The sequence below is a fragment of the Candidatus Sulfotelmatobacter sp. genome, assembly GCA_036500765.1.
Lineage (GTDB): Bacteria > Acidobacteriota > Terriglobia > Terriglobales > Acidobacteriaceae > Sulfotelmatobacter.
This window is the reverse complement of the sequence record DASYBM010000004.1, coordinates 1,379,733-1,403,008: the sequence shown is the minus strand read 5'-3', so window position 1 is coordinate 1,403,008 and position 23,276 is coordinate 1,379,733. Positions and strand designations below refer to the sequence as shown.

Annotated in this window: 12 protein-coding genes; 3 read left to right on the top strand and 9 right to left on the bottom strand. The window is 57.1% G+C overall.

The window, feature by feature from the left end; translation table 11 throughout:
* The first annotated feature begins 2 nt into the window (after nt 1–2).
* Both VGM18_08895 and VGM18_08890 read left to right on the top strand, forming a co-directional pair.
* Nucleotides 3–2,942 (top strand): POTRA domain-containing protein, encoded by a 2,940-nt coding sequence (locus VGM18_08895; protein HEY3973107.1) that lies wholly within the window; start codon nt 3–5, stop codon nt 2,940–2,942.
* Nucleotides 2,943–2,958: 16 nt separating this feature from the next.
* Nucleotides 2,959–6,867 (top strand): translocation/assembly module TamB domain-containing protein, encoded by a 3,909-nt coding sequence (locus VGM18_08890; protein HEY3973106.1) that lies wholly within the window; start codon nt 2,959–2,961, stop codon nt 6,865–6,867.
* 30 nt (nt 6,868–6,897) lie between these two features.
* Here the strand turns inward: VGM18_08890 and VGM18_08885 are convergent, their stop codons facing one another.
* Nucleotides 6,898–7,857 (bottom strand): YihY/virulence factor BrkB family protein, encoded by a 960-nt coding sequence (locus tag VGM18_08885; protein HEY3973105.1) that lies wholly within the window; start codon nt 7,855–7,857, stop codon nt 6,898–6,900.
* A 191-nt stretch (nt 7,858–8,048) separates the two neighbouring features.
* Nucleotides 8,049–9,017, bottom strand: coding sequence for an aldo/keto reductase (locus VGM18_08880; protein HEY3973104.1), 969 nt, complete (start codon nt 9,015–9,017; stop codon nt 8,049–8,051).
* Between the two features lie 239 nt (nt 9,018–9,256).
* Here VGM18_08880 and VGM18_08875 point away from each other — a divergent pair, with 239 nt between their 5' ends.
* The gene (locus tag VGM18_08875) at nt 9,257–11,386 is read left to right on the top strand and encodes a sigma 54-interacting transcriptional regulator (GenBank protein HEY3973103.1); all 2,130 of its coding nucleotides are present in this window, start codon (nt 9,257–9,259) and stop codon (nt 11,384–11,386) included.
* Nucleotides 11,387–11,403: 17 nt separating this feature from the next.
* On the opposite strand, the gene VGM18_08870 is transcribed toward VGM18_08875, so the two are convergent.
* The 7 genes from VGM18_08870 to VGM18_08840 form a co-directional block, all read right to left on the bottom strand.
* A complete protein-coding gene (locus VGM18_08870) occupies nt 11,404–12,921 on the bottom strand; it encodes an efflux transporter outer membrane subunit (GenBank protein HEY3973102.1) in 1,518 nt (505 codons plus the stop codon).
* Nucleotides 12,918–14,141 carry an efflux RND transporter periplasmic adaptor subunit gene (locus tag VGM18_08865; protein ID HEY3973101.1) on the bottom strand — a complete coding sequence of 408 codons (1,224 nt, stop codon included), beginning with the start codon at nt 14,139–14,141 and terminating at the stop codon, nt 12,918–12,920. The genes VGM18_08870 and VGM18_08865 overlap by 4 nt, the downstream gene beginning before the upstream one ends.
* A gap of 17 nt (nt 14,142–14,158) precedes the next feature.
* Entirely contained in the window at nt 14,159–17,350 is a 3,192-nt protein-coding gene (locus tag VGM18_08860) for an efflux RND transporter permease subunit (protein HEY3973100.1), read from the bottom strand.
* A gap of 335 nt (nt 17,351–17,685) precedes the next feature.
* The gene (locus VGM18_08855; protein HEY3973099.1) at nt 17,686–19,533 is read right to left on the bottom strand and encodes a hypothetical protein; all 1,848 of its coding nucleotides are present in this window, start codon (nt 19,531–19,533) and stop codon (nt 17,686–17,688) included.
* 198 nt (nt 19,534–19,731) lie between these two features.
* The gene (locus VGM18_08850) at nt 19,732–22,263 is read right to left on the bottom strand and encodes a prolyl oligopeptidase family serine peptidase (protein HEY3973098.1); all 2,532 of its coding nucleotides are present in this window, start codon (nt 22,261–22,263) and stop codon (nt 19,732–19,734) included.
* A 256-nt stretch (nt 22,264–22,519) separates the two neighbouring features.
* Nucleotides 22,520–22,717 carry a hypothetical protein gene (locus VGM18_08845; GenBank protein ID HEY3973097.1) on the bottom strand — a complete coding sequence of 66 codons (198 nt, stop codon included), beginning with the start codon at nt 22,715–22,717 and terminating at the stop codon, nt 22,520–22,522.
* Between the two features lie 105 nt (nt 22,718–22,822).
* Complete coding sequence (locus VGM18_08840; GenBank protein HEY3973096.1) at nt 22,823–22,990, bottom strand: hypothetical protein; 168 nt, start codon at nt 22,988–22,990, stop codon at nt 22,823–22,825.
* Nucleotides 22,991–23,276 lie beyond the last annotated feature (286 nt).

Genomic DNA, 23,276 nt, shown 5'->3' with positions numbered 1-23,276 from the left:
CTATGCGGTTGTCGGCTCTCGCGGCGCTCTTGCTCAGCAGCGCGGCGACCCTCGCGCAATTCGCTGCTCAGGCGCCGCAGGCGGCCTACGAAGGCCAAAACGTAAGCGGTATCTCGCTCATCGCCAATCCGCATCGCAATCTCGATCCGCTCTACCCCTTGGTCGAGCAAAAAATCGGCACGCCTTACTCGCAACAGAAAATCGAAGCTAGCATACCGGCGTTGCAAAGGGCGGGCAATTTCTCTCAAGTTCACGTCACCGTTGTGCCTGATGTAAAAGGCTTGCACATCAGCTTTCTTCTGGAACCGGCCTATTATCTCGGTGTGGTGGGATTTAGCAGCGCCAGCAGGGAATTCTCCTACACTCGCCTTCTCCAAGTCGCAGATCTTGCAGACGAAGACCCTTACGATCCATCCCGACTTCCGATCGCAGAATCTGCCCTAACGAAATTTCTACGCAGGAATGGATATTTCCAGGCCACGCTCCATTCCTCCGTGTCAATCGATGATGCGCACGGGTTGGTGAACATTACTTTCGCGGTGCAGATGGGCAAGCGCGCCCGCATCGCCTCAGTCAAGATTAACGGGCCATCGAATTCGGAAGCCGTGTCTCTGATCCATGCCGTGGAATCGCTGCGGGCACGCCTTTCCGGCGGCCTTCTCAAACCTGGAAAAATCTATACCGCTGAACGCATCAGTCGCGCCACCGCCCTGATGAAGAGCGCGCTTACGAAGCAACACCGGCTCGCGAGCAGCGTACATGAAAACCCACCGGAGTATGACGCGCGGACCAATCGTGTTCATCTTTCTTTTCGGGTGGAAGTCGGGCCTGCCGTCACGGTCGCCGTAACTGGAGCCAAACTTACCATCGTCCCTTATTTAAAGGGACGGATCATGCGGCAACTCATTCCGATTTATTCCGAAGGTGTCGTTGACCAGGAACTCGTCGCCGAAGGCGAACGAAATCTCAAAAATTACTTCCAAAACAAAGGTTATTACGATGTCATGGTGACGACGACTTATCAGACGCAAGCTGATCGCATTCTGGTTCGCTACGCGATTGATCGCGGCAAAAAGCACAAGGTCGACGGCATCGTTTTCCGCGGAAACTATGCAATCGCCGCGCCCGACCTGATGCATCAGCTCGTGGTGAAGAAATCGCACATCTGGACACATGGCAACATCAGCCAAAAATTGCTGAAGCAGAGTGCGGACAACATCGAGGCGCTGTACCGCGATCGCGGGTACGAAGATGTCAAAGTCACACCCCACGCCGTCGACCACGTTTCGACGGTTGAGGCTGTCTTCGAGATCGAGGAAGGCACTCCAACCGTGGTCGACAACCTGGTGGTCTCCGGAAACCGAAGCGTTCCAGACGCACAATTGACTGTGCCGGTGGGGTTTGAACTCAAGTCCGGCGCGCCATTTTCCCCTCGCAAGATGGCGGACGATCGCAATCGAATTTCGGCCACTTATCTCAATCGCGGATATCCCAACGTTGAAGTAAAAGCGACCGCGACGAAAGTTGAAAACAATCCGCACCGCGTAACCGTCGCTTACGCCATTACCGAGCATCAACAGGTCAGAGTTAGCGAAGCCGTCGTTCTGGGTCCGCAGCATACACGAACCTCGCTGATCACGAGTACGGCAAAAATTGCGACTGAGGCTCCCATGCGCCGACAACAATTACTGGAAGGCGAAAGCCGCCTATACGACTTGAACATCTTCGATTGGGCGAGCGTGGGTCCACGAAAGCCGATCCTCGATCAGACGGATGAGATGGCGCTGGTGAAAGTTCACGAGGCCAAGCGCAATGAACTGACTTATGGGATCGGGTTCGAAGTCTCACACCGAGGCGGCAATATTCCCACCGGGACCGTGGCGCTGCCGGGAGGCGGTGGCTCAATCGGATTAAATGGCTATCAAATCGCGCCCAGCCAGCAGACCTTCGCCAGCCCCCGCGGCCTGGTCGAATTCACCAGGCGCAACATGCGCGGCTTGGGAGAGACCATAGGCAGTTCACTACTTCTCTCTCGACTCGATCAAAAACTCCTGGCGACTTACGGCCAGCCTCATTTCCTGGGGGCTCAGTGGCAGTCGCTGACCAGCTTTTCTTTGGAGCGTACCAGCGAGAACCCGCTGTTTACAGCCAGTCTCGGCGATATCGCGTTTCAAGTGGAGAAGCTTCTGAGCCGCAAAAGCAATACACGGCTACAATTCCGTTACGACTTCAACAAGACCGTCTTGTCGCATGTGATCGTTTCGCAACTTGTGCTCCCTCAGGATCTGAACGTGCGCCTTTCGACTTTTTCGGCAACACTGATCCGCGACACCCGCGACAAGCCGCTCGACGCCCATCGCGGAATTTTCTCGACCGTGAATGTCGGCATCACGCCGACCGCTCTCGGCTCCAGCGCCAACTTTGCCAAGCTCTTTGCGCAGTACGCCTTCTACAAACCGCTTCGTTCCGTGGTTTTTGCCGACAGCATCCGCATCGGGCTCGCTTCTCCATTTGCCGGGAGCTTTGTTCCCACCAGCCAGCTCTATTTCTCGGGGGGCGGCACTTCGTTGCGCGGTTTTCCGATTGACGAGGCTGGTCCGCAGCGCCTGGTTCCTTTCTGCAACGTCCTACAGAACCAATCCGGTTGCGTGGATATTACCGTGCCGGTGGGCGGCAAGCAGCTTTTCATTCTGAACTCCGAGGCGCGCTTTCCCACCGGTATCATGAAAGCGCTCGGGGGCGTGGTCTTCTACGACGGTGGCAATGTTTACAGCGCGATTAACCTGCATAATTTCGCCGACAACTTTACCAATACGGTGGGCATCGGACTGCGATATGCCACTCCGATTGGCCCGATCCGGATTGACTTCGGGCGCAATCTGAATCCAGTGCCGGGTATTAATCCGACACAGTACTACATCACGGTTGGGCAAGCCTTTTAGAGCAGGCCTTTAGATCATGAAGTGGAAACGTATTATCGGCTGGCTGCTCGCAAGTCTACTTGGGCTTGTGATCGTGGCTGTAATCGCCGGATATTTCGTTCTTCGCAGCAGCCGTTTTCAGCAATACGCATTACAAACAATCGCGAATCAAGCCCGGCAGGCCACCGGCGCCAGAACTGAAATCGGAGGCCTTGATCTCAGTCTCTCAAAGTTGACGGCACACCTGTACAACATCACTGTGCACGGAACCGAAAAGGCAACGCAATCTCCGCTTTTGCATGTTGACAATCTCACGGTGAGCTTAAAAATAGTATCTGTGCTGCGCCATCAAATTGCTTTGCGGCAGCTTCTGATCGACCATCCAGTTGTCTATTTACAAGTCGGGAAGGATGGAAGAAATAACCTTCCGGCCGCTCCCCCCAGCACGAGCGGCAGCCATACCAGTGTTTTCGACCTCGCCGTCGCTCACGCGCAGCTCATGCATGGGGAGATCAACTACAACGATCGCAGCACGCCACTCGAAGCCGATCTACATGACCTGCGCGCTGACATTCGTTTCGCGGCTTTTGCCAAACGCTATGACGGCGAGCTTTCTTACACCGACGGCCATTTGCGCTATGCCCAGTACGCACCGCTTCCGCATAGTTTGAACCTGGCGTTCAGTGCGGACCCCGAGCGTCTCGACCTTAAGTCGACAACGCTGCGTATAGGCGCGTCTAACCTGACGCTTCAGGCAGAAGTAACCAACTACGCGAATCCCGTGGCCAAAGGCACCTATGCCATTCGGATTCACACGCCAGATTTTGCTGAAATGTCACCAGGGATTGAGCCAGCGGGGGACGTCGCATTTACTGGTTCCTTGCAGTATCAAGCGGTTGCAAATGCGCCGCTATTGCGTGAAGTGAAGTTGGATGGCCGGGTTGCCAGTGAGCAGCTTACTGCACTTGCGTCGCGGCGTCGCATCGAGTTGAAAAGGCTGCAAGGGTCCTACCAGTTAGTTGACGGCAACCTGCGACTCACGGACGTAAACGTGGAATCGCTCGGCGGACACATCATGGCCGCCGCAGAAATCGCGCATCTGGATGGGACGCCGGATGCGCATATTCGGACGTCGCTCCATGACATTTCGCTGAGGGCGCTTCAGCAAACTCTAGGAACACAACAGTTAAAGGGAGCCCTGCTTACGGGCACGATCAGCGGGCGAGGAGAGGCCCGGTGGAAGGGCGGCATCGGCAATCTTCGCTCGCGCTCGGATCTAACTATCCAGGCGCGAGCGGTCAGCACGGCCACTAGCCTTGGCGAAGAAGTTCCAGTGAATGGCTGGATTCACGCCTCATATGACGGTCCAAGCCAGACCGTCGAGTTGCGCGACACGACGCTAACCTTGCCTTCAATCACGCTGAAGGCGAACGGAAAGGTCGGCGACCGATCAAACTTGCTGATACAAATCGTCGGCGCCGATTTGCATCAGGCTGCCTCCCTCGCCTCCGCGTTCGCACCGCAAAATACGATTCCCGCTATTTCGGGCTCCGCCACGCTCACAGCGCTCATCCGCGGGTCCATGAAGGCGCCTGAGATCAGCGCGCAGCTGAAAGGCCAGAATATTCAAGTCGAGGGCAGCGAGTGGACAAATGTGCAGGCTGCGGTGTTCGCCGATCCCTCAAAACTGACCGTACAAAACGCGACGCTGATAAATGCGCATCGCGGACAGGCGACTTTCAACGCAAGCGTCGCACTGCGCGACTGGTCGTATGACCCGGCTGATTCGATCCACGGGAATCTCGACGTGCGGCAGATGCGGATTGCCGACCTGCTGCAACTGGCGAATCAGCATTATCCTTTGGCCGGCGATTTGTCTGCGAAGTTCAAGGTCGAGGGCTCGCAAATCAATCCAAGCGGCTCCGGCTCGGCACAAATTGCGAATGCGCAAGTCTATGGCGAACCGATCCAGAATCTATCCACGAAGTTTCAGGCGCAAAACGGCTCCATTGCTGCAACTCTTAACGTGACCGCCAACGCCGGAGCCATCGATGCGAATCTCTCTTACGCTCCGAAAACGAAAAATTATAACCTTCGTCTCAACGCACCGTCTGTGGTTTTGCAAAAGCTACAAACGGTGCAGGCGAAAAATCTTGGCCTTATCGGTACAGTGAGCGTCTCGGTAAACGGTCAGGGAACACTGGACGATCCACAACTCACCGCAACCGTGCAACTGCCGCAGCTTCAAATCAGGCGGAACTCCATCGGCAATTTGAAAACAGAACTTCAGATAGCGAAGCACTCCGCCGATCTCACGCTTGATTCCACCATCGTTCAGGCTTCCATTCACGCGCGAGGGCATGTGGCGCTCAACGGCAACTACGATACCGACGCCGCGATTGACACAGGCACCATTCCTTTGCAGGCCCTGCTGGCCACTTACGCCCCGAGCGCGCCGCAAGGTGTGCAAGGCCAGGCAGAGCTGCACGCAAATTTCAAAGGTCCATTGAAGGACCTGTCACGCGCTGAATCCCATGTTTCCATCCCGGTCTTCAACGCCAGCTATCAGTCTTTGCAGATTGGAATTGCTCAACCCATACGAATCGACTATAGCAACTCCGTCGTGACTCTACAGCCCGCCGAACTCAAAGGGACCGACACATCCCTGCGTATTCAAGGCCGGGTCCCGCTCGCCGGGAACAGCGCGCCCAGTCTAACCGCGCAGGGATCGGTCGATCTGCGTATTCTGCAAATTGTGGCTCCCGATGTGCAAAGCTCGGGGGCACTGGCGCTTGATCTGCATGCAACCGGGACCGGTACAAGTCCATCGATTCAGGGACAAATGCAACTCAAGGACGTCGCACTCGGCACCGCCGATGCGCCGGTCGGCGTCGCGAAGTTAAATGGCACAATCGACATCGGCAACGATCGTCTGCAATTTACGAAAATGACCGGGGACGTAGGCGGCGGTGAAGTGACGCTCGGCGGCTCTATCACTTATCGCCCCAGCGTGCAATTCAATCTGGCCATGCAAACAAGGTCGGTGCGTCTGCTCTATCCCGATGGCCTGAGATCTTCTCTCGAAGCCAACCTCGCTTATGGCGGCACCATGCAGGCATCAACCTTGAGCGGACATATTCTTCTCAAAGAGCTGTCTTTCACTCCAGACTTCGACTTGTCGAAAATCGCCGACCAGTTCAGCACGAGCAATGCTGTATCGCAACCCGGCTTTGCCGACAGCATAAAGCTTGCGATCGCCGTCCAGTCTCAGGATCTGAATGCCACCAGTTCTCAAATCAGCATTGCTGGAACCGCAGCGCTGCGAGTAGGTGGAACTGCCGCCAATCCGGTAATCACGGGGCGGACAACGTTGAGTTCCGGCGAATTGTTCTACCGCAATCTCCGTTATCAACTTCAGAACGGCGCCATCACTTTTGATAATCCGATTGAGACGCATCCCGTGCTGAACATGTCTGTCTCCACCACGGTCGAGCAATACAATCTCACCCTCGGCTTGCGCGGGCCGCTGGATAAACTTGCCACTTCGTACACGTCCGACCCGCCGCTGGCTACGGCTGACATTATCAACCTGATCGCCCGAGGCAAGACCACACAAGAGTCCGCCGCCCAAAGCACCAGCACAGATTCCATGATTGCGTCACAGGCTGCGAGCGAGGTGAGCGGCAGCCTGCAAAAACTCGCTGGAATTTCCAGTCTACAGATCGATCCCACCATCGGCGGGAACGGCCAGAGCCCGTCGACTCAGATCGCGATTCAACAGCGCGTTACCAAGAATCTGCTCTTCACGTTCTCCACCGATGTCTCCCAACCGGGCAGCGAAATTGTGCAAGGGGAGTACCAGCTAAATAAGCAGTGGTCGGTGAGCCTGGAGCGCGACCAGCTCGGCGGATTTTCCGCCGACGGCCGTTATCACAAGCGGTTTTGAGCTGTCGACCTGGCAATTGAACTCGATCGGCTAGGCCGCTTGGTCGACATCGGTTCTGGGAATGGGTTCGGCCTTGCTGGGTGCGGCTTTCGATTCTAACGATCCTTTTTTACTCTCCTTCGCCAGCTCAGCATTGAGTTCAGCGCCGACTAAGAGTACGAATGAAGTCCAGTACAGCCAGGTCATCATCGCGATGACTCCGCCAAGGGTTCCATATGTGCGGTTGTAATCGGCAAAGTGGCGGAAATAAAGTCCAAGAAGATAGGAAAGAGCGTTCCACACTGTTACAGCCAGAATAGCGCCCGGCAACGTGGCTAGAAATCGCTGCTTCACATTCGGGGCGAGAAAATAAACGACTTCAACCGCAAGAACCGTGAAGCCGATCGCAATTGTCCAATGCAGCGCTGGCCAAATCCCAGCGAAGGCATTCGAAATCCGGACTCGCGTGCCCAGCCAATCCCCGAAGCGCGGGCCGAGTACCGTGACTACAAGTGCAACCAGAAGCAAACCTCCGGTGATGGCCGCCAGTCCAACCGCGAGAAGTCGGGTCTTCCAGTACGCGCGGTCATCCTTTGCGTCGTAGGCGATGTCCAAGGCTTCGATCAGGGCGTCGAATCCAGATGAACTCATCCATATCGTGCCGATCATTCCCAGCGACAGCCATTGGGCTCGGTGCGACCCGAGCACGTCCGGTAATACCGTATACACGAGAGACATCGCCTCGGCCGGCAGCAGGCGCGCCATCAGAGTCAACACGTGATTGAACAACGCAGGGAGGGGAATGAAGCCCATCACCGCCGATAGCAAAATAAGCCCAGGGAAGGCAGATAAGATGAAGTAATACGAGAGGGCTGCTGAAACTTGAAGCGTGTGATGCCTATTTAAATCGTCATAGGCGCGCTTAAAGGACCGTTGAATTGCGCTCAGTCGCACTACTAAAAAATAGGCGAGTCGCAAGCCCCGGCGGAATACCTGAAAAACCCTATTCATCCCTCACGCAGCGCCGATCGCCACAACTGCGCTGCATAGCTTGTGGGTATTACGCGCTCTTCTTTCCGGCAACTTGGCGCCCTTTTTGCGCGCTTCGGAATAAGCCAAAGGGTGCTATAACCAACACTTCCGTTGCTGCTGAGCGAGGTGCCGAAATTAGAGATCCTTGATTGGAAAACGTTTCGTCGGCGTCATCTACTCAGTACCGCCTCCAATTGCAGTGCCCTCTCGATCTCCGCGAATTCCCCAGACTCGAGACGGAACGCAGCCGTCCCGATCACGCCCGAGACTTGCTTGGGATTGCGCACGCCAACGATGGCGCCAGTGACCGCCGGGTTGTGCAGCGTCCAGGCAATGGCCACTTCGCCAGGAGTCCGACCGTGGCGTTCTCCGATTTCGCGCAGCAATTCGACCAGGCGAAGATTCGCGGAGAGCAGCGGTTCCCGAAAGTTAGGATTCTGTAGGCGCCAATCCTCCGTCGGCAAGGAAGAAATGCGCAGGCGAGTCATGCCTCCGCTCAGCAATCCGGAATACATCGGAGAATAGACGATTACTCCGATATTGTTCTTCGCGGCAAAGGGTAGAATTGACTCCTCGACACCGCGAGCCAGCATCGAGTAAGGGGGCTGCAATGAAGTGATGGGTGCGATCGCGGCAGCACGCTTCATCTGCTTTACATTGAAGTTCGACACGCCGATATTCCGCACTTTGCCTTCTTCTCTCAGGCGGGCCATTTCGGTCCATCCTTCTTCGATGTCGGCGTCCGGCTCGGGCCAGTGAATCTGATAGAGATCGATTACATCTACGCCCAATCGGCTCAGACTCGCCTCACACTCTCTTCGAATGGACTCTGCCTTCAACGTGTTGCCAAGCTTCCCGTTCTCGTCCCAGGTGCGTTCGCATTTTGTAAAGACGTAGGGGCGTTGACTGCGGCCGCGAAGCGCTCGCCCAACCACCTCCTCGGAGTGTCCCAGACCGTAAACTGCCGCGGTATCAATCCAGTTGATGCCGTGGTCGAGTGCGGCATCGATGGCCGCCAGAGAATCGCTATCGTTCTGCGGTCCCCAACTCCACGTCCAGCCGCTGCCGCCCATGGCCCAGGCTCCGACCCCAATTGGGGTGATCCATAACTCGCTGTTGCCTAATCGCCTTGTTTCCATAATGACCTCCAACTTTCATAGAATTGTTGTGATCTTGCGTGCTTTCGCCTTGATCGGATGCATTCTTCACGCCATACCGCCCGAGAATCAAGCCTGCCGCAGATCGTTGAAGGTAAAGCTGTTGTTGAATCCAAGGAAGCTTTTGGATCATCTGGATTTTGTAGGCCAGGACTCGCTGAGTCCGGGTTTCGACAGCGTTCGACACAGGAATTGTCGAGCTAGTCGGTTGAGAGGCCGGGATGCTGGATATTGCAGACAAAGATCGTGCCGAAAAAGATCGCGCCGAAAAAGATATTGGCGACCAAAAAGATAACACCCTGTCGGGACGGTATCTCGCCCTGCTGGAGGTTTCCGCCGCGATTGCCGCCCACCGGACGCTGGAAGGGTTGTTCAACGATGTCGCGCTGCGGCTTCATCCAATTATCGACTTCAACTATCTCAGTGTGCTGCTCTATGACTCTGCCCGAGATGTAATGCGCGTGCACATTTTGCAATCCGATGGACCTGACACTGTGCATCCGGGTATGGAATTTTCCATGGAGGAGTCTCCCTCGGCCTGGGTATGGCAGCACCAGCAACCGTTGGTGCTGGACGATTTGGACCGTGAAACTCGATTCTCCCGCCCGGTTATGCTGATGAGGGAGTATGGTGTTCGGTCTTTTTGCAGCATCCCTCTGACGACTCCACGCCGCACTCTGGGCGCGTTCTGTCTCGGCCACACAGCGCCAAACGCATACGCTCTGGATCAACTGGATATTCAGAAACTTGCAGCCAGCCAAGTCGCGGTGGCGGTGGAAAATGCTTTGAATTATCAGGAAGCCTTGCATCTTCAGCACGAAGTCGCCCATGAGCGAGACCGGCTGAAGCTTCTGCTTGATGTAAATAATGCAGTCGTCTCGAACCTGTCTTTATCGGAACTGTTCAAGGTAATTCCGAACCGGCTGCGGTTGGCGATGCAGTGCGACGCGGCTTGCCTATCGTTGCCCGACCCCCAGAAACAGCGCCTGGAGATTCATGGCTTAAATTTTCCCGAAGGCCGAGGCTTCATGCAGGAGGAAATGCAGATTCCCATGGAGGGAACCAGTCCGGGCAAGGCCTTTCGCACGAGAGAGACGGTGCTCTATGAGACTGCGCCGCTGGGGCTGAACCACATTGCTCTGCAAATTAATTTCCACGAAGGCGTGCAGTCTGGCTGCTTCGTGCCTCTAATTCGCGCGGACCGGACGCTCGGCGTGCTGCACTTATTCGACCGGCACCCGCATCGTTTTTCGGTGGCGGATGCCGAGTTCCTGCAACAGGTTGCGAATCAGGTTGCGATTGCCCTCGACAACGCGATGCAATACCGCGAAGTGGATGAGTCGAGGGAACGCCTAGCCGATGCGACGAATTATTTGCGGACTGAGCTTCGGGCCGAGCGCGGCTTCGATGAAATTCTCGGAGAAACTCCAGGCATCCGCGAGGTGTTGCACCACATCAGCACCGTCGCCCCCACCAGTTCAACGGTTCTCATTCTCGGAGAAACTGGAACCGGAAAAGAGCTGGTAGCCAGAGCAATTCACAACCTCAGTTCCCGGCGAGAGAATCTGTTTGCGAAGCTGAACTGTGCCGCCATCCCCTCCGGCTTGCTGGAGAGCGAACTATTTGGCCATGAGAAGGGCGCATTTACCGGGGCGATCGCGAAGAAAGTTGGGCGCTTCGAGGTGGCGGACAAAGGAACTTTGTTTCTGGACGAAGTCGGCGATATCCCATCGGAATTGCAGCCCAAGCTGCTGCGGGTATTGCAGGAGCAGGAGTTCGAACGGTTGGGCAGCAGTCGCTCGATTCAGGTGGACGTTCGTCTGGTGGCCGCGACGAATCAAGATCTCGGCAAGATGGTGGAGGACCGGCAATTCCGCGCCGATCTTTACTATCGCCTCAACGTCTTTCCTATCCGGCTCCCGGCTCTGCGGGAGCGACGCGACGATATTCCGCTTCTGACCAAACACTTTGTGACGCACTACGGCAAGCAGATGAACAAACGCGTCGACGTCATTCCAGCGGAAACCATGGAAGCACTTATGCGTTACGAGTGGCCGGGGAACATCCGCGAGCTACAGAACTTTGTTGAGCGCGCGGTGATCCTCTCGCAGGCACACGTTCTTTGTGCGCCCATCACTGAGCTAAACCGGGAGTTGAGCCGGCTGCGCGGAAATCCTTCGTCTGCGCCGGTGACTTTGGAGGAAGCCGAGCGCGAACATATCCTTCAGGCTTTGCATGAGACCCAGTGGGTGCTGGGCGGCTCGGGCGGCGCGGCGAGCCGCCTCGGCATGCCGAGAACCACGCTCATCTATAAGATGCGAAGGCTGGGAATCTTACGGCAGCCCGACTGAGAAACAGGGCCGCTTTTTCAATGAGAATTGTCTCCTGGCGTCCCATTTACCCGGCTGATCAGCTTGCCGCAGCACTCGGGCCTTTGCGGCAGAGTCGAACTATCCCAGCCTCCACCCAGCGCGCGCACGAGTAAAACACTCGCTGTCATGCGGCGGCCGAGGATCTGCACTGCCGCTCTCTCGTCCGACAAAGCCAGAGCTTGCGCGGTGGTCACTTCCAGATATGTCGTCACCCCGCCCTTGTAGCGGTTGAGGGAAAGATTCAGGGAGCGCCGCGCGGCCGCTACCGCTGCCTGCTGGGTCTTGGCTTCCTCCTGCAGGATTCGAAGCGCGGCCAGATTATCTTCCGCATCCTGAAACGACGTGAGGACAGTCTCGCGGTAGTTGGCGACCGATTGATCGTACGCGGCTTGCGCCTGGTCGGAGACGGCGTGACGCCGGCCGGCATCGAAAACCGTTTCCATTGCCGACGCGCCCGCCAGCAGGAATCCGCTCGGTCCCGACAAAAGATTGGTAATGGTGTTGCTCTCAAATCCTCCCGACGCCGTCAGAGACAAGTTGGGAAAGTAGGCGGCTTTGGCGACACCGATGTTGGCATTGGCGGCGGCAACGCGGCGTTCCGCGGCCGCCACATCGGGCCTACGCTGAAGCAGTTCTGAGGGCATGCCCGCGGGAATTATCGGAGGAGTCAGGGTCAGCGGAGACGATGCCACGCTGAATGTGGAAGCCGGCTGGCCCACGAGGACAGCAATCGCGTGTTCGTCCTGTGCCCTCTGCACTCCAACATCGATGGCCTGCGCGCGCGTGGTTTCGAGCTGCGTTTGCGCCTGGGCCACGTCTACTTCCGACGCGACTCCGCCTTTAAAACGATTCTGTGTAAGGGCGAGCGCCTGTTCATAGGCCGAGACGGTTGAGACCAGCAGTTGCTCCTCGGCATCCAGTTCGCACAGTTGGAAGTAATCGGCTGCAAGTTCCGCGTGCAAGCTCAGGTTCACTGACTCCAGGTCTGCCGCAGTGGCCTGCGCCTCGGCGCGGCTGGCTTCGACAGTTCGCCGGACCCGGCCCCAGACGTCAGCTTCGTAAGATGCGGAAACCGGCAGGACAATGTCGGTATAGGTGCTGCTTGACTGACTAAATAGCGGCCGATTCTGCGACTGATGATCCCGGGTCGCCGAAAGTCCAGTCGTGACCGTCGGGAAGTAATCCGCTCGGTTCTGCCGGACCAAAGCCCGGGCTTGCACATATTGCGCCTGTGCGGCTTTCAGGTTTTGGTTCGATACGTTGATCTGTTCTTCGAGTTGATTCAGCTTTGAATCCTGAAATATTTCCCACCACTTGCCGCGGGCAACAGCGTCGCTGGGTTGTGCCGTCGTCCACTCGGGCGGCAACTCTTTGTACGCGGGAGGCGCGGGCACGTTGGGCCGGGCATAATGCGGACCGACTTCGCACCCTGCCAGCAAGAGCGGAAGCAGGCTTGCTAGAAACGCGAGTCGCAACCCCCGGTTTGCAAAGGCGTGGCCTGTCATCACTCTCATAAAGAATCTCCCGCAGCAGACTGCGCGATCCGCACCGGTTGCCCAGAGATGATGGAGTCCGGAGGATTGACGATGATCGATTCGTCTCCCTGGAGCCCTCCGACAATCTCGATCTGATCGCCGAAATCATGGCCGGGTGTCACTGGCCTCAACGCAGCCTTGCCATCTTTCACAATGGCGATGCGGAGTCCCTCTTTGCGGAACAACAAAGCGTTGACGGGCACAATATAGGAAGACGCTCCGCCGGGCAGCTTGAGATGAACTTCGGCGTAGGAGCCCGTGAGCAATACTCCGGTTGGATTCGCCACATCGATCTCTACAAGCAACGTGCGAGACCCTGGATCGATTGCTTCGGCAGTACGCACCAGTCGGCCTTCAAACAGCCGGCCGGGGAATTCGGCTAAACTCAAACTCGCCGTCAAGCCCGGCTTTGCGGCCTGCGAATAGGCCTCGGGCACATTGGCGTAAACGCGTAGCTTGTCGGCCTGGGCTATATCGAAAAGATCGGTCTTCGAACCTCCGCTGGCGCCCGCGTCGATCAAATCGCCTATGTCGGTCTTGCGCGCAGTGATGATGCCATTGAATGGAGCGTAGATTTTCTCGAAAGACTGCAACTGCTCAAGGCGGCTCACGTTCGCCTGGCTCGCCGCCACGGTCGCTTTGTCGGCTGCCAACGCTCCAACGGCATTGTCAGTCTCCTGCTGCGAAACCGAGTTCGTTTTGAGCAAGTCCTGATAGCGATCAGCCGTGATCCCCGCCAGATGAAGGTTGGCTTGTGAGGTCCCCAGATCGGCGCGGGCCTGTTGCAGTTGCTGATCGACTTCCGGGGTTTCAATCTCGGCGAGGAGTTGCCCCTGCTTCACATGGGCGCCGATGTCGACGTACCACTTCTTCAGATAGCCGTTCGTTCGGGCGTAAATCGGCGCGCTGACAAATGCCTGTACGTTCGCAGGAAGAACAACTTCGTTCGCCGGAGATGTATGTTCGGGATGGACGACCGCGACCGTCGGCAGCGCCATCTGCGCAGTTTCTCTTCGCAAAGTGTTGCGCGCCGTCACGCGCGGCAAAATCCCAAACGTCAAGGCGCCCAGGATCGCGAGCGAAACTACAATCGCTGCTACCCAGTTTCTCGGTCCGGGTTTACCCGACTTTACTAACTCTGCCTGAGCCGAAGCAGGCTGAACCGAAACCTGCGCTTCTGTATCCAAAGTTACCGGCATAAGTCCCCACCTTCTATTCAAGATTCCTGTACTGTCAGCTTAACGTGCTTCTCCGGCGCGCCGCCCCTGCGCAAACCGTGTAGCACACTGAATAACGTAGGCACGAACAACAGCGTCGCAACCGTCGCGAACAGCAATCCCCCGATGACCGCTCGGCCCAGGGGCGCATTCTGTTCGCCGCCTTCGCCCAGCCCCAGAGCCATCGGCACCATGCCGATGATCATCGCCAGCGCGGTCATCAGCACCGGACGAAATCTGGTCGCTCCCGCGGCCAGCGCCGCCGCGACCGCGTCCTTTCCTTCCTGCATTTGCTCAGTGGCAAAGCTCACTACCAGAATACTATTGGCCGTCGCCACTCCCATACACATAATCGTTCCAGTCAGCGCCGGCACGCTTACCGAGGTATGGCTCACAAAGAGAAACCATGCGATGCCCGCCAGCGCCGCCGGCAGCGCAGAAATAATGATAAAGGGATCGAGCCACGACTGAAAATTCACCACAATCAGCAGGTAGACCAGCAGAATGGAAAATGCCAGTCCCGCCAACAGCCCGATATACGAAGAACGCATGGTCTGCACCTGCCCGCGCACGATTACCTGCGAACCGCGGGGCAGCGACGACTGTGTTTGGGCGACGATCTGATTGATCTGCCCTGCCACCGCTCCCAGATCGCGCCCCTGCACCGAGCCGTAGATATCGATCACGGGACGAATGTCGTAGTGCGATACCACGGGCATGTGAACCCGCCGCGTAACCGATGCCAGACTGCCCATGATTTCCGGCGGAGCCGCTGGATTCGGTCCCGTCACCGGAATGTTCTCGAGATCTTGCAGCGATTGCACCCTATATTGCGGGGTCTGCGTTGCAATCGAGTAGCTCACATGATTGGCGGGATCCAGCCAGAAGGTCGGTGAGGTCTGGAAGCTGCCGCTGAGCGAGACCAGCAGGTTTTGCGCTACATCGTGTTGCGTGTAACCGATTTCATTGGCTTTGGTTCGGTCCACATTAATGTAGAGCTCCGGCTGATCGAAAGGCTGTTGAATGCGAAGGTCCGCGGTCCCCGGTACTTCGCGCACCATTCGCAGCACGTTGTCGGCGTAACGGCGATCTCCCGCCAGATCGTTGCCCGCGATCTGAATGTCGATCGGCGCAGGCAGACCGAAATTCAGAATCTGGCTCACGATGTCGGCCGGAAGAAATGAAAACGTAACGCCAGGAAACTGATCCGCCAGCCGGAGTCGCAGATCGTGAACATACTTCTCCGTCGGCTGATGTTTCGGCGACAGACTCACTAAAATGTCGGCGTCCGCCGGTCCGATTAACCCCGAATTGCTGTAGGACAAGTTGATGCCGCTATAGGGAATCCCGATGTTGTCGATGATGCTCGAAACTTCGTCGGGAGGAACCTGCTGCCGGATCGATTGTTCGACCAGATCGCAAAGACGAGCTGTTTCCTCGATGCGAGTTCCCGTCGGCGCGCGGAGGTGGAGTTTGAATTGACCGCTGTCCACGCTGGGAAAGAAATCCTGCCCGAGAAAGGGAATCAGTGCCGCTAACGAGACGATGGAGAAGGCCAGCACCCCCACCAGAAAGGCGCGGCGATGATGCAGGCAACGCTCCAGAATGCCCTGGTAACCTGCGCGAAGCCGCTCGAAACTTTCTTCAAAACGAACTTGCAGCCGGACCAGCGGATTACGGCTGGAACCGGACAGATGCTCGGCCTCGTGTTCATGTCCGCGCAAAAGATATTTCGCCATGGTTGGCACGAGGGTGCGCGACAGCAGATACGACGCCAGCATGGCGAAGACCACCGATTCCGCGAGCGGGACGAACAGGTAGCGCGCGACTCCGGTCAGGAAAAACATGGGAACGAACACAATGCAGATGCACAGCGTCGAAACGAAGGCAGGCACTGCGATCTGTTGTGCGCCATCGAGAATGGCCTGCTGAATTTCCTTCCCTTGCGCAATGTTGCGGTTAATGTTCTCGATCTCCACAGTGGCGTCGTCAACCAGAATTCCGACCGCCAATGCCAGCCCGCCCAGCGTCATGATGTTGATGGTTTCGCCCAGAGCGCTCAGTACGATGATCGACGTCAAGATCGACAGCGGAATCGAAACCGCAATGATCAGCGTGCTGCGCCAGCTTCCCAGGAAAATCAGAATCATCAATCCCGTCAGGCAGGCAGCAATCGTGGCTTCTTTGACCACGCCGTCGATCGACGCCCGAACGAATATCGACTGGTCGGCCAGGGGCTTGATATCGAGCTCCGGGGGCAAACCCGCTTTGATTTGCGGCAGAAGAGATTTAATTCCGGTAATTACGTTCAGGGTAGAGGCGTTTCCCGCCTTCTGAACGGTCAAGAGTACCGAGCGCTGACCGTCGACGCGCACGATGTTGGTTTGCGGTGGAAAGCCGTCCCGCACCCAGCCAACATCGTTGATATAGATGGTGCTGCTTCCGACCGTCTTGATGGGCAGGCGGTTAAGTTCCGCAATGCTGGTGGGACTGCCGTTAATGTCAACGTCGTATTCCTTGGAGCCAATTTTCGCCGTGCCCGAAGGCAGTATCAGATTCTGCGCGCTGACCGCGTTTACAACGTCCAGCGGCGACAGTCCTTTCGATTGCAGCGCGGCCGTGTTCAGGTCGATCTGTACCTGCCGTTGCTTTCCACCGTAAGGATACGGCACCGAGGCGCCTTCCACGGTGATCAAGCGAGTACGAATGAAGTTCAGCCCAAAGTCATTCAATTGCTGTTCCGAAAGCTTGCCACCCGAAAGAGCGAGCTGAAGAATCGGTACACTGGACGCGCTGTAGCTGATAACCAGCGGAGGGGTAGTTCCTTGCGGCAACTGGCGCAGTTGGGTTTGAGAAACCGCCGTGACTTGCGCAATCGCGCGCTCGATGTTTGCGCTGGGCTGGAAAAAAACCTTTACTACCGCGATTCCGTTCAACGACTGCGATTCGATGTGCTCAATGTTGTCGACCGTCGTGGTGAGTGAGCGCTCCGTCACCGAAACGATCCGGTCGCTCATGTCCTGGGCATTCAATCCGTTGTAAGACCAGATAATGCTAACGACCGGAATGTTGATGTTCGGAAATATGTCGGTTGGCGTCCGGAAGATGGAGAACGTCCCGACGATCAGAATCAGTATCGCCAGCACCACGAAGGTGTAAGGCCGCCGCAAAGCCAGTCGAACAATCCACATATATGCCTCCGCGAGCCTGCAAAACACCCTGCTGTCGACTCTGTTGGGATGGAACGAAATCCCTGCTCAAGACCAGTAAGGGCAACTCCCTTACCATCCCCAGGCCGGGGGACGGCATGCAACTATGTGATTGCGGTCCAACGAGTTAACGCTCGAGTGGCGGTTAGGGGTGAATTTCCAGGCGAAGGAATTAGTCGATCTATCGACAGCTTTCCGACGCCGACGCCGCGACCTGATGCCTTGACAATGAATTGAGATTCGAAAAGTTAGACCGAAATTGCGCAGCGCAATTGCGCAGACAGGTAAAGAGGGAATCAGAATTGTTCCAGCTTCGTTCAACTGATGCCGTAGATGTTCAAGAAACCCTGCGTGGTGTTAGTGGAAACCCCCGTCGTCCCCACATATAGCTTTCCGTTCGCCACGCTCGGAACTACGAACTTTACCGCGATTCCAGAAGGAACGTCCGTCGCCGGGGCTACGACTGTGCAGGCAGTCTTGGACGCTTGCTGGTTCGTCGTATACAGGCAGTTGAGCGTTGTGGCGTCAAAAGCCCAAAGGTTGGCGGGACCATTGCTGGTCGCTCTGCGGGAATCGACGAGCCAGACGATCGCCTGCGAAGATGTAGAACTCGGAGCCGAGACCGCGGGAGTTGGTCCCGGCCAGCCAAAGGTGAAGGCGGTTTGGGCGGTCGGCGTCGTGCAGAATCCAGCCACCGTGCCGCTATTGGTGCACGTGCTTCCATTGGGATAGAACTGAAACTGCATCAGCGGCATGTTCGTGCCGGCATAATAGGCGTATCCAGTCGAGCCCTGACTCGAAGTAGTCGACCACCACGCCCCAGTGCCTGTTACTCCGCATTCCACGGCGGTGTTGTAGCAGAGCATTTGCTTGAGCGCTTGCACGGTTGCATCCGAATTGCCGTTGCCCGTAAAGCCGCCTAAAGTTCCGACCGGCGAAGTCTGCGCCAGAAAAATTGTGCCTTCCTTGCCGGCCTGTACTAATAGGTTTTGCGGGTTTCCCCCAGACTGGGCGGGCAAGAGCATTATTCCACCGGAGCCGACGTCATAGTTGTCGGTATTGCGCGTGACCCAATCATAGGCGGTAAAGAAATCCAAGACAGCAAACGTCGAGCCCGACAACTGCATCTCCAGAATGGAATTCCCGTAATCGCAGGGCGAGGTCGAGCATGCGGTGGGAGCATCGTTGGGTGGGGTACTGGCCTTCACGCTGGAATCCCCATTTCCGGTGGCGATGAAAATGTGTCCGGTGCCATCGAGCGCCGGTCCGGAGCCGCCTCCCCAGATCCCACCTTGATATGTGTGTTTCGCCGGAACCGACGCCCAGATGGCGGTTTGCCCCAGCGCGCTTTGCGTGGAGTTCAACTGGTAGGCCATGACCCAGCCGTTGTAGGGGAAATTTACGTTGTCGCAGTTGCTGCCCCAGGCGATGACAATCTGCGGATTCTGCCCGGTGACCGGGACCGCAAGGAGCGCGCTTCGCTGATTTTGGGTCAACGCGTAAGGTGCTGCTCTTGCTATTTGGCCGGAATTGAACGTAATGCCGTTGAAAGTTCCCCCGATATCGATGGATGCGTATGGCAGGGTCGCGCTGACGCCATTTCCGCCGTTGATGATGCTCAACGCAAACAGAGTCTGCTTGTAGCGATAAGGAGTGGTCGTGCTCTTCAATTTTGCCACGGCATACAGGACTCCGCTGGTGATGGTTTGCCCGCCCTGGTTTCCACTGATGTCAATCACCGGCGTGCCCGTAATTCCGATATCGCCGGGGGCGGGCAGAAGGTTGGAGCACTTCAGGTCCGTACTGACCAGGTAAGTGAAGCCGCTGGGCGCGAGATTGGTGGACCACAGAATTTTTCCCGTGGAGCCATCAATGGCGTAGACCCAATCTTGCTCCGTCGCCACGTACACCACATCGGCATAAGTGGTCGTGCCGATCACTACGTTGGGAAGCACGAGCGGCTGGGCGTAGATCGCGCCGTTCACAGCCACCGAATACTGCTTATGAAACTTAGGGCTTGTGGTCGCTGTGATTGCCGCCTGGGTGAGCGCGGGTTCGCTCGAATTGAAGCCGAGGCGACTCGGCCCACCCTGATACGTGGTCAGGCAAACGCTATTGCCAGAAGTCGTCGGGCAACCGACTACCTGAGCTGACACTGGGCTCACGAGTAAGGTTAAACCGAGGCAAACCAGCGAGAGAAGAATGGCAATTTTCGGCGCGGACGGACTGTGTTGCAACTTTGCCTCCAAAGGGGGAAGGCACAAAAACTTTACATCGCTGGCAACGGCTGGTCAAGGAGGAAAAACCTCCTCGCGTTAGGCTGTTTTCTGCCACCCTGGGCCTGCCTGCATTGTCCAAAGATGTCACCGCGGTGGTGCATTCTTCACATACTGGTCAAACCATCGCAGCATCTCGTAGATCTCCTGTTCGTTCGACTCCAAAGCCGTATACCAGTGCGGCTCGTGCGGGAGCAGCACCAGTCGCGTGATGCCGCCGTTGCCGCGAATGGCTTCGAACAGCTTGCTCGATTGCAGCGGCGTGGTTCCCGGATTCGCGTCTTCCGCCCCGTGCATCAGCAGGATCGGAGTCTTGATTTTGTCGGCGGAGAAAAATGGCGACACTTTCAGATAGATATCCGGAGCCTCCCAAACCGAGCGGCGCTCGTTCTGGAATCCGAAAGGAGTAAGAGTTTTGTTGTACGAGCCGCTGGTGGCGACGCCCGCGCGGAAAAGATCGCAATGAGCCACTAGGTTTACGGTCATCAATGCGCCGTGACTGTGTCCAGTCACGCCGATGCGGTCGGGGTCGGCGACGCCGAGTTCCACGGCCTTATCCACGGCGGCCTTGGCGTCGGCGACAAGTTGATCGAGATACGTGTCGTAGGCTTTTTTCGGATCGCCGATGATTGGGAACGAAGCATCATCGATGATGGCGTAGCCGCCCAGCAGCAGTAGCCGGTATTGAAAGAGCGTGGTGAAGCTTTCCTGCGAGCCGGTGACTTGCCCGGCGGTCGAAGGGTCGGCGTAGTCGAGAGGATAGGCATAAAGAATCGTTGGGACCCGGGTGCCTTCCTTGTAGCCGGGCGGAGTGTAGAGAGTGAATGACAAGTCTAAGCCGTCTGCGCGCTTGTACTTGACCAAGCGCTTTTTGATGGCGCGCACTTCAGGCGTGGGGTCGGGAATGTGGGTCACCGCGACGCTCGTGGAACTGAGAATCGCTTCCCCGGCGGGCGCATCGACCGGCTGTCCGAATGTGCGTGCGAAGGCATTAGGCGGATCGGTAGGGGTTTGATGCCACGTAAGAAATGTGTGACTGTCGGTACCGGTAAAGGAAAGGAAGCGCTCGAGGCAAGTCTTGTCGCTGCGAAACAGGCGGTCGTATTTCAGCGTCGTAAGATTGAGCCGGTCGAGAAACGGGCGATCGCCGTCGGGCGAAGAGCCCACGCCCGAAAGATAGATCGAATCGCCGTCCTGGCGAATCACCCATGCGCCGTTTGCCAACTGGCGGACCACCGGACTGCCGGGGTCTTTGTAGCTTTCGTCGCTGGAAAGATCCCAAAGCAGGCGAGGTTTGGCTTGCGGATCGTCGACATTGCGGACGAAAGTCTTTATCCAATGGCGGTTGTTATCGTACTCGGTCAGGAGAGCTATGCTGGATTGTTCGCTCCAATTGAAGCCGGCATAGCGCTGCTCGGTGCGGGCGATTTCGACGGCAGATGCTGTGAACGGCGGCTTGATCAGCATCAGCTTGTCGCGCTGCGGGACATTCACATTCCAGTCCCCGCCATCAAGGGCTTCGGCCCATACCAGCGTCGCGGGATCGGTCGCACGCCAGGAAAAATTGCGCGGTCCGAGCGCAACGCCGTGGATGGGAACCCGATCGGCGAGGGGCAGTGACGCGATCGTATGAGTGGTCACGTAGGCGCGGTCGGAAGTGTCCCAAACTTCCACTTCTTTGGGGAAGCGATTATAGGTCGTGACGTAGGAGTACGGCTTATGAATCGCCGTAACTAGTATGTGGCGGCCATCGGGCGCAGGATCGAGATCTTCGTAATTTGCCGGCTTTCCAATGGCTGTGATCGCCGAGGTCGCAGCATCCACGAATGCGAGTTGCGTGGCGGCGTAGTAATCGAATAGATCTTCGTCGTGTTGATTGTTGAGGGTGTCGCGCGTTTCGTAGGTGCTGCTCTGTCCTTTTTGTCCCGTGGTTTCCTGGATACTGGGCCCAGTCGGCACGACAGGTTCGGGCGGCGGTTCTCCCATCCCTTTGGGGACAAGCTTGACGAGAAGCGTCTTCTGATCGGGCATCCACAGTGCCGCATCGTCGAACATCGGGTTAAGACGGACTCCGGACACGCGATGAACCGCCCCGGTCTTGGCGTCGCCGACCCACAGTTCAACCGATTCGGTGGCGATATTCACGAACGCGAAGTGCTTTCCGTCCGCGGCCCAGATGGGTTTGCCGGGGCATGCGCCGGCAGGAAGCGCGACATGAATGGGCGCAACATCGGTCGTGTTCGCGTTGGTGACGCGAACGAGATCGAAGCCGGTGGCGCAGCGCGTGATGCCGTAGCCGCCGGGAGTGTCGTGCCTGCTGTGATTCTTGGGCTCGACCCGCACGCCCGCCAGGCGCAAGAAGGGCATTGCCACACGCGAAATGGACGGATACCTCTGCCACGATACGAGCAGAATCGAGTCGTGGGTCGGGCTCACCATCGGTTCGGGAGGCGTGGGCGCGAGCATTACATCCAGAATGTTTTTCGGCGGCTGGTTGTAACCCGATATAGTCGCCGCCGGCGCGGGAGCGGTTGTGGACTGGGCTGCAAGCGACGCGGTCAGCGCATAGGCAAGCACTTCTGCGACTAAAAGGTAGTTCAGTGCATTCCGGATGGACATAGTTTCCCTCCGCTTCAATTTCCAGAAACTACAACCGATAGCTAACAAATCAGATACGGAAAAGGCGAAGCTTCGCCCGGCGCGTATTCTACAGCATTCATAGGCGTTGGCTGTTTGCGGGACGACCACTGCGGACCGTTGAGAATGGGGTGGGAAACGTTGGGTTCCGGAAGGAACCGGGGACGCCAAGCCGGGATCGGGATCGCGGTCTTCTCAAGAAGTACGGCCGCGCGGATAGCGCCGCGCGGCCGGTGAATTAGTTCATCACGGAGGACAGGTTGACTCCGCAGCTCGATCCACGGGATGGACAAACCAGTATCGGGCCTCCGTCTGCCGCGGGAACCGGCTCGACGCTGGCTGCGATAAACGTGCCGACCAGCCCTACCGTAAGAAACGCGATCCTGATTGCACATTTTGTATTCGTACGCAGCAGAATCTGTATCACAGTCAGCATCGGAATCGCGCTCCCCTTCGGTTGATGAACTTTTCTATCGGCCTACCCGCCGCCCCGGCCACGCTGCCCGGAACTGCCTGCACTCGGTGAGACAGCGACCCCAACCTACCGCGGTGGTATGGTCGTCTGGCAATTCGGCTGTCTCGGCGGGCACAGAATGAGTGGGCCACCGTCGGCGACGAGAACGGGTTGGACGGCTGCCGCCACGAATGTGCCTACTAGCCCCACCATCAGAATCGCAATCCTGACTACGTGCTTTGCATTTGTTTTCATGATCTTGTTCCTCTTGCTCCTGGGATTTTGTTGCCTTGCTCGGCCGTCCGACGCAAGTGTCTTGGTTAAAGCAAGCTGCGTGCCAAAGCTCAGGCATAGGGCGCCCCAGTCTGGATCACGTGTGCCTGCCCGTAAACACAGGGAAATCACGGGTTCGGGCTGCGGGGAAACCCGGCTCTACCATGAGCCGGACTTGAGTGACCAAACAAAGATGTTCGGCACCCTAACATTTATGTTAGGCGTGATCTTGGGTTTCGAGGCCAGACCACCCGGGATATACTCATTC

Coding starts and splice junctions, on each gene's coding strand:
- VGM18_08895 (HEY3973107.1), top strand. CDS start 3: ATGCGGTTGTCGGCTCTCGCGGCGCTCTTGCTCAGCAGCGCGGCGACC.
- VGM18_08860 (HEY3973100.1), bottom strand. CDS start 17,350: ATGTGGATTGTTCGACTGGCTTTGCGGCGGCCTTACACCTTCGTGGTG.
- VGM18_08890 (HEY3973106.1), top strand. CDS start 2,959: ATGAAGTGGAAACGTATTATCGGCTGGCTGCTCGCAAGTCTACTTGGG.
- VGM18_08870 (HEY3973102.1), bottom strand. CDS start 12,921: ATGAGAGTGATGACAGGCCACGCCTTTGCAAACCGGGGGTTGCGACTC.
- VGM18_08875 (HEY3973103.1), top strand. CDS start 9,257: ATGCTGGATATTGCAGACAAAGATCGTGCCGAAAAAGATCGCGCCGAA.
- VGM18_08885 (HEY3973105.1), bottom strand. CDS start 7,857: ATGAATAGGGTTTTTCAGGTATTCCGCCGGGGCTTGCGACTCGCCTAT.
- VGM18_08850 (HEY3973098.1), bottom strand. CDS start 22,263: ATGTCCATCCGGAATGCACTGAACTACCTTTTAGTCGCAGAAGTGCTT.
- VGM18_08880 (HEY3973104.1), bottom strand. CDS start 9,017: ATGGAAACAAGGCGATTAGGCAACAGCGAGTTATGGATCACCCCAATT.
- VGM18_08865 (HEY3973101.1), bottom strand. CDS start 14,141: ATGCCGGTAACTTTGGATACAGAAGCGCAGGTTTCGGTTCAGCCTGCT.
- VGM18_08845 (HEY3973097.1), bottom strand. CDS start 22,717: ATGCTGACTGTGATACAGATTCTGCTGCGTACGAATACAAAATGTGCA.
- VGM18_08840 (HEY3973096.1), bottom strand. CDS start 22,990: ATGAAAACAAATGCAAAGCACGTAGTCAGGATTGCGATTCTGATGGTG.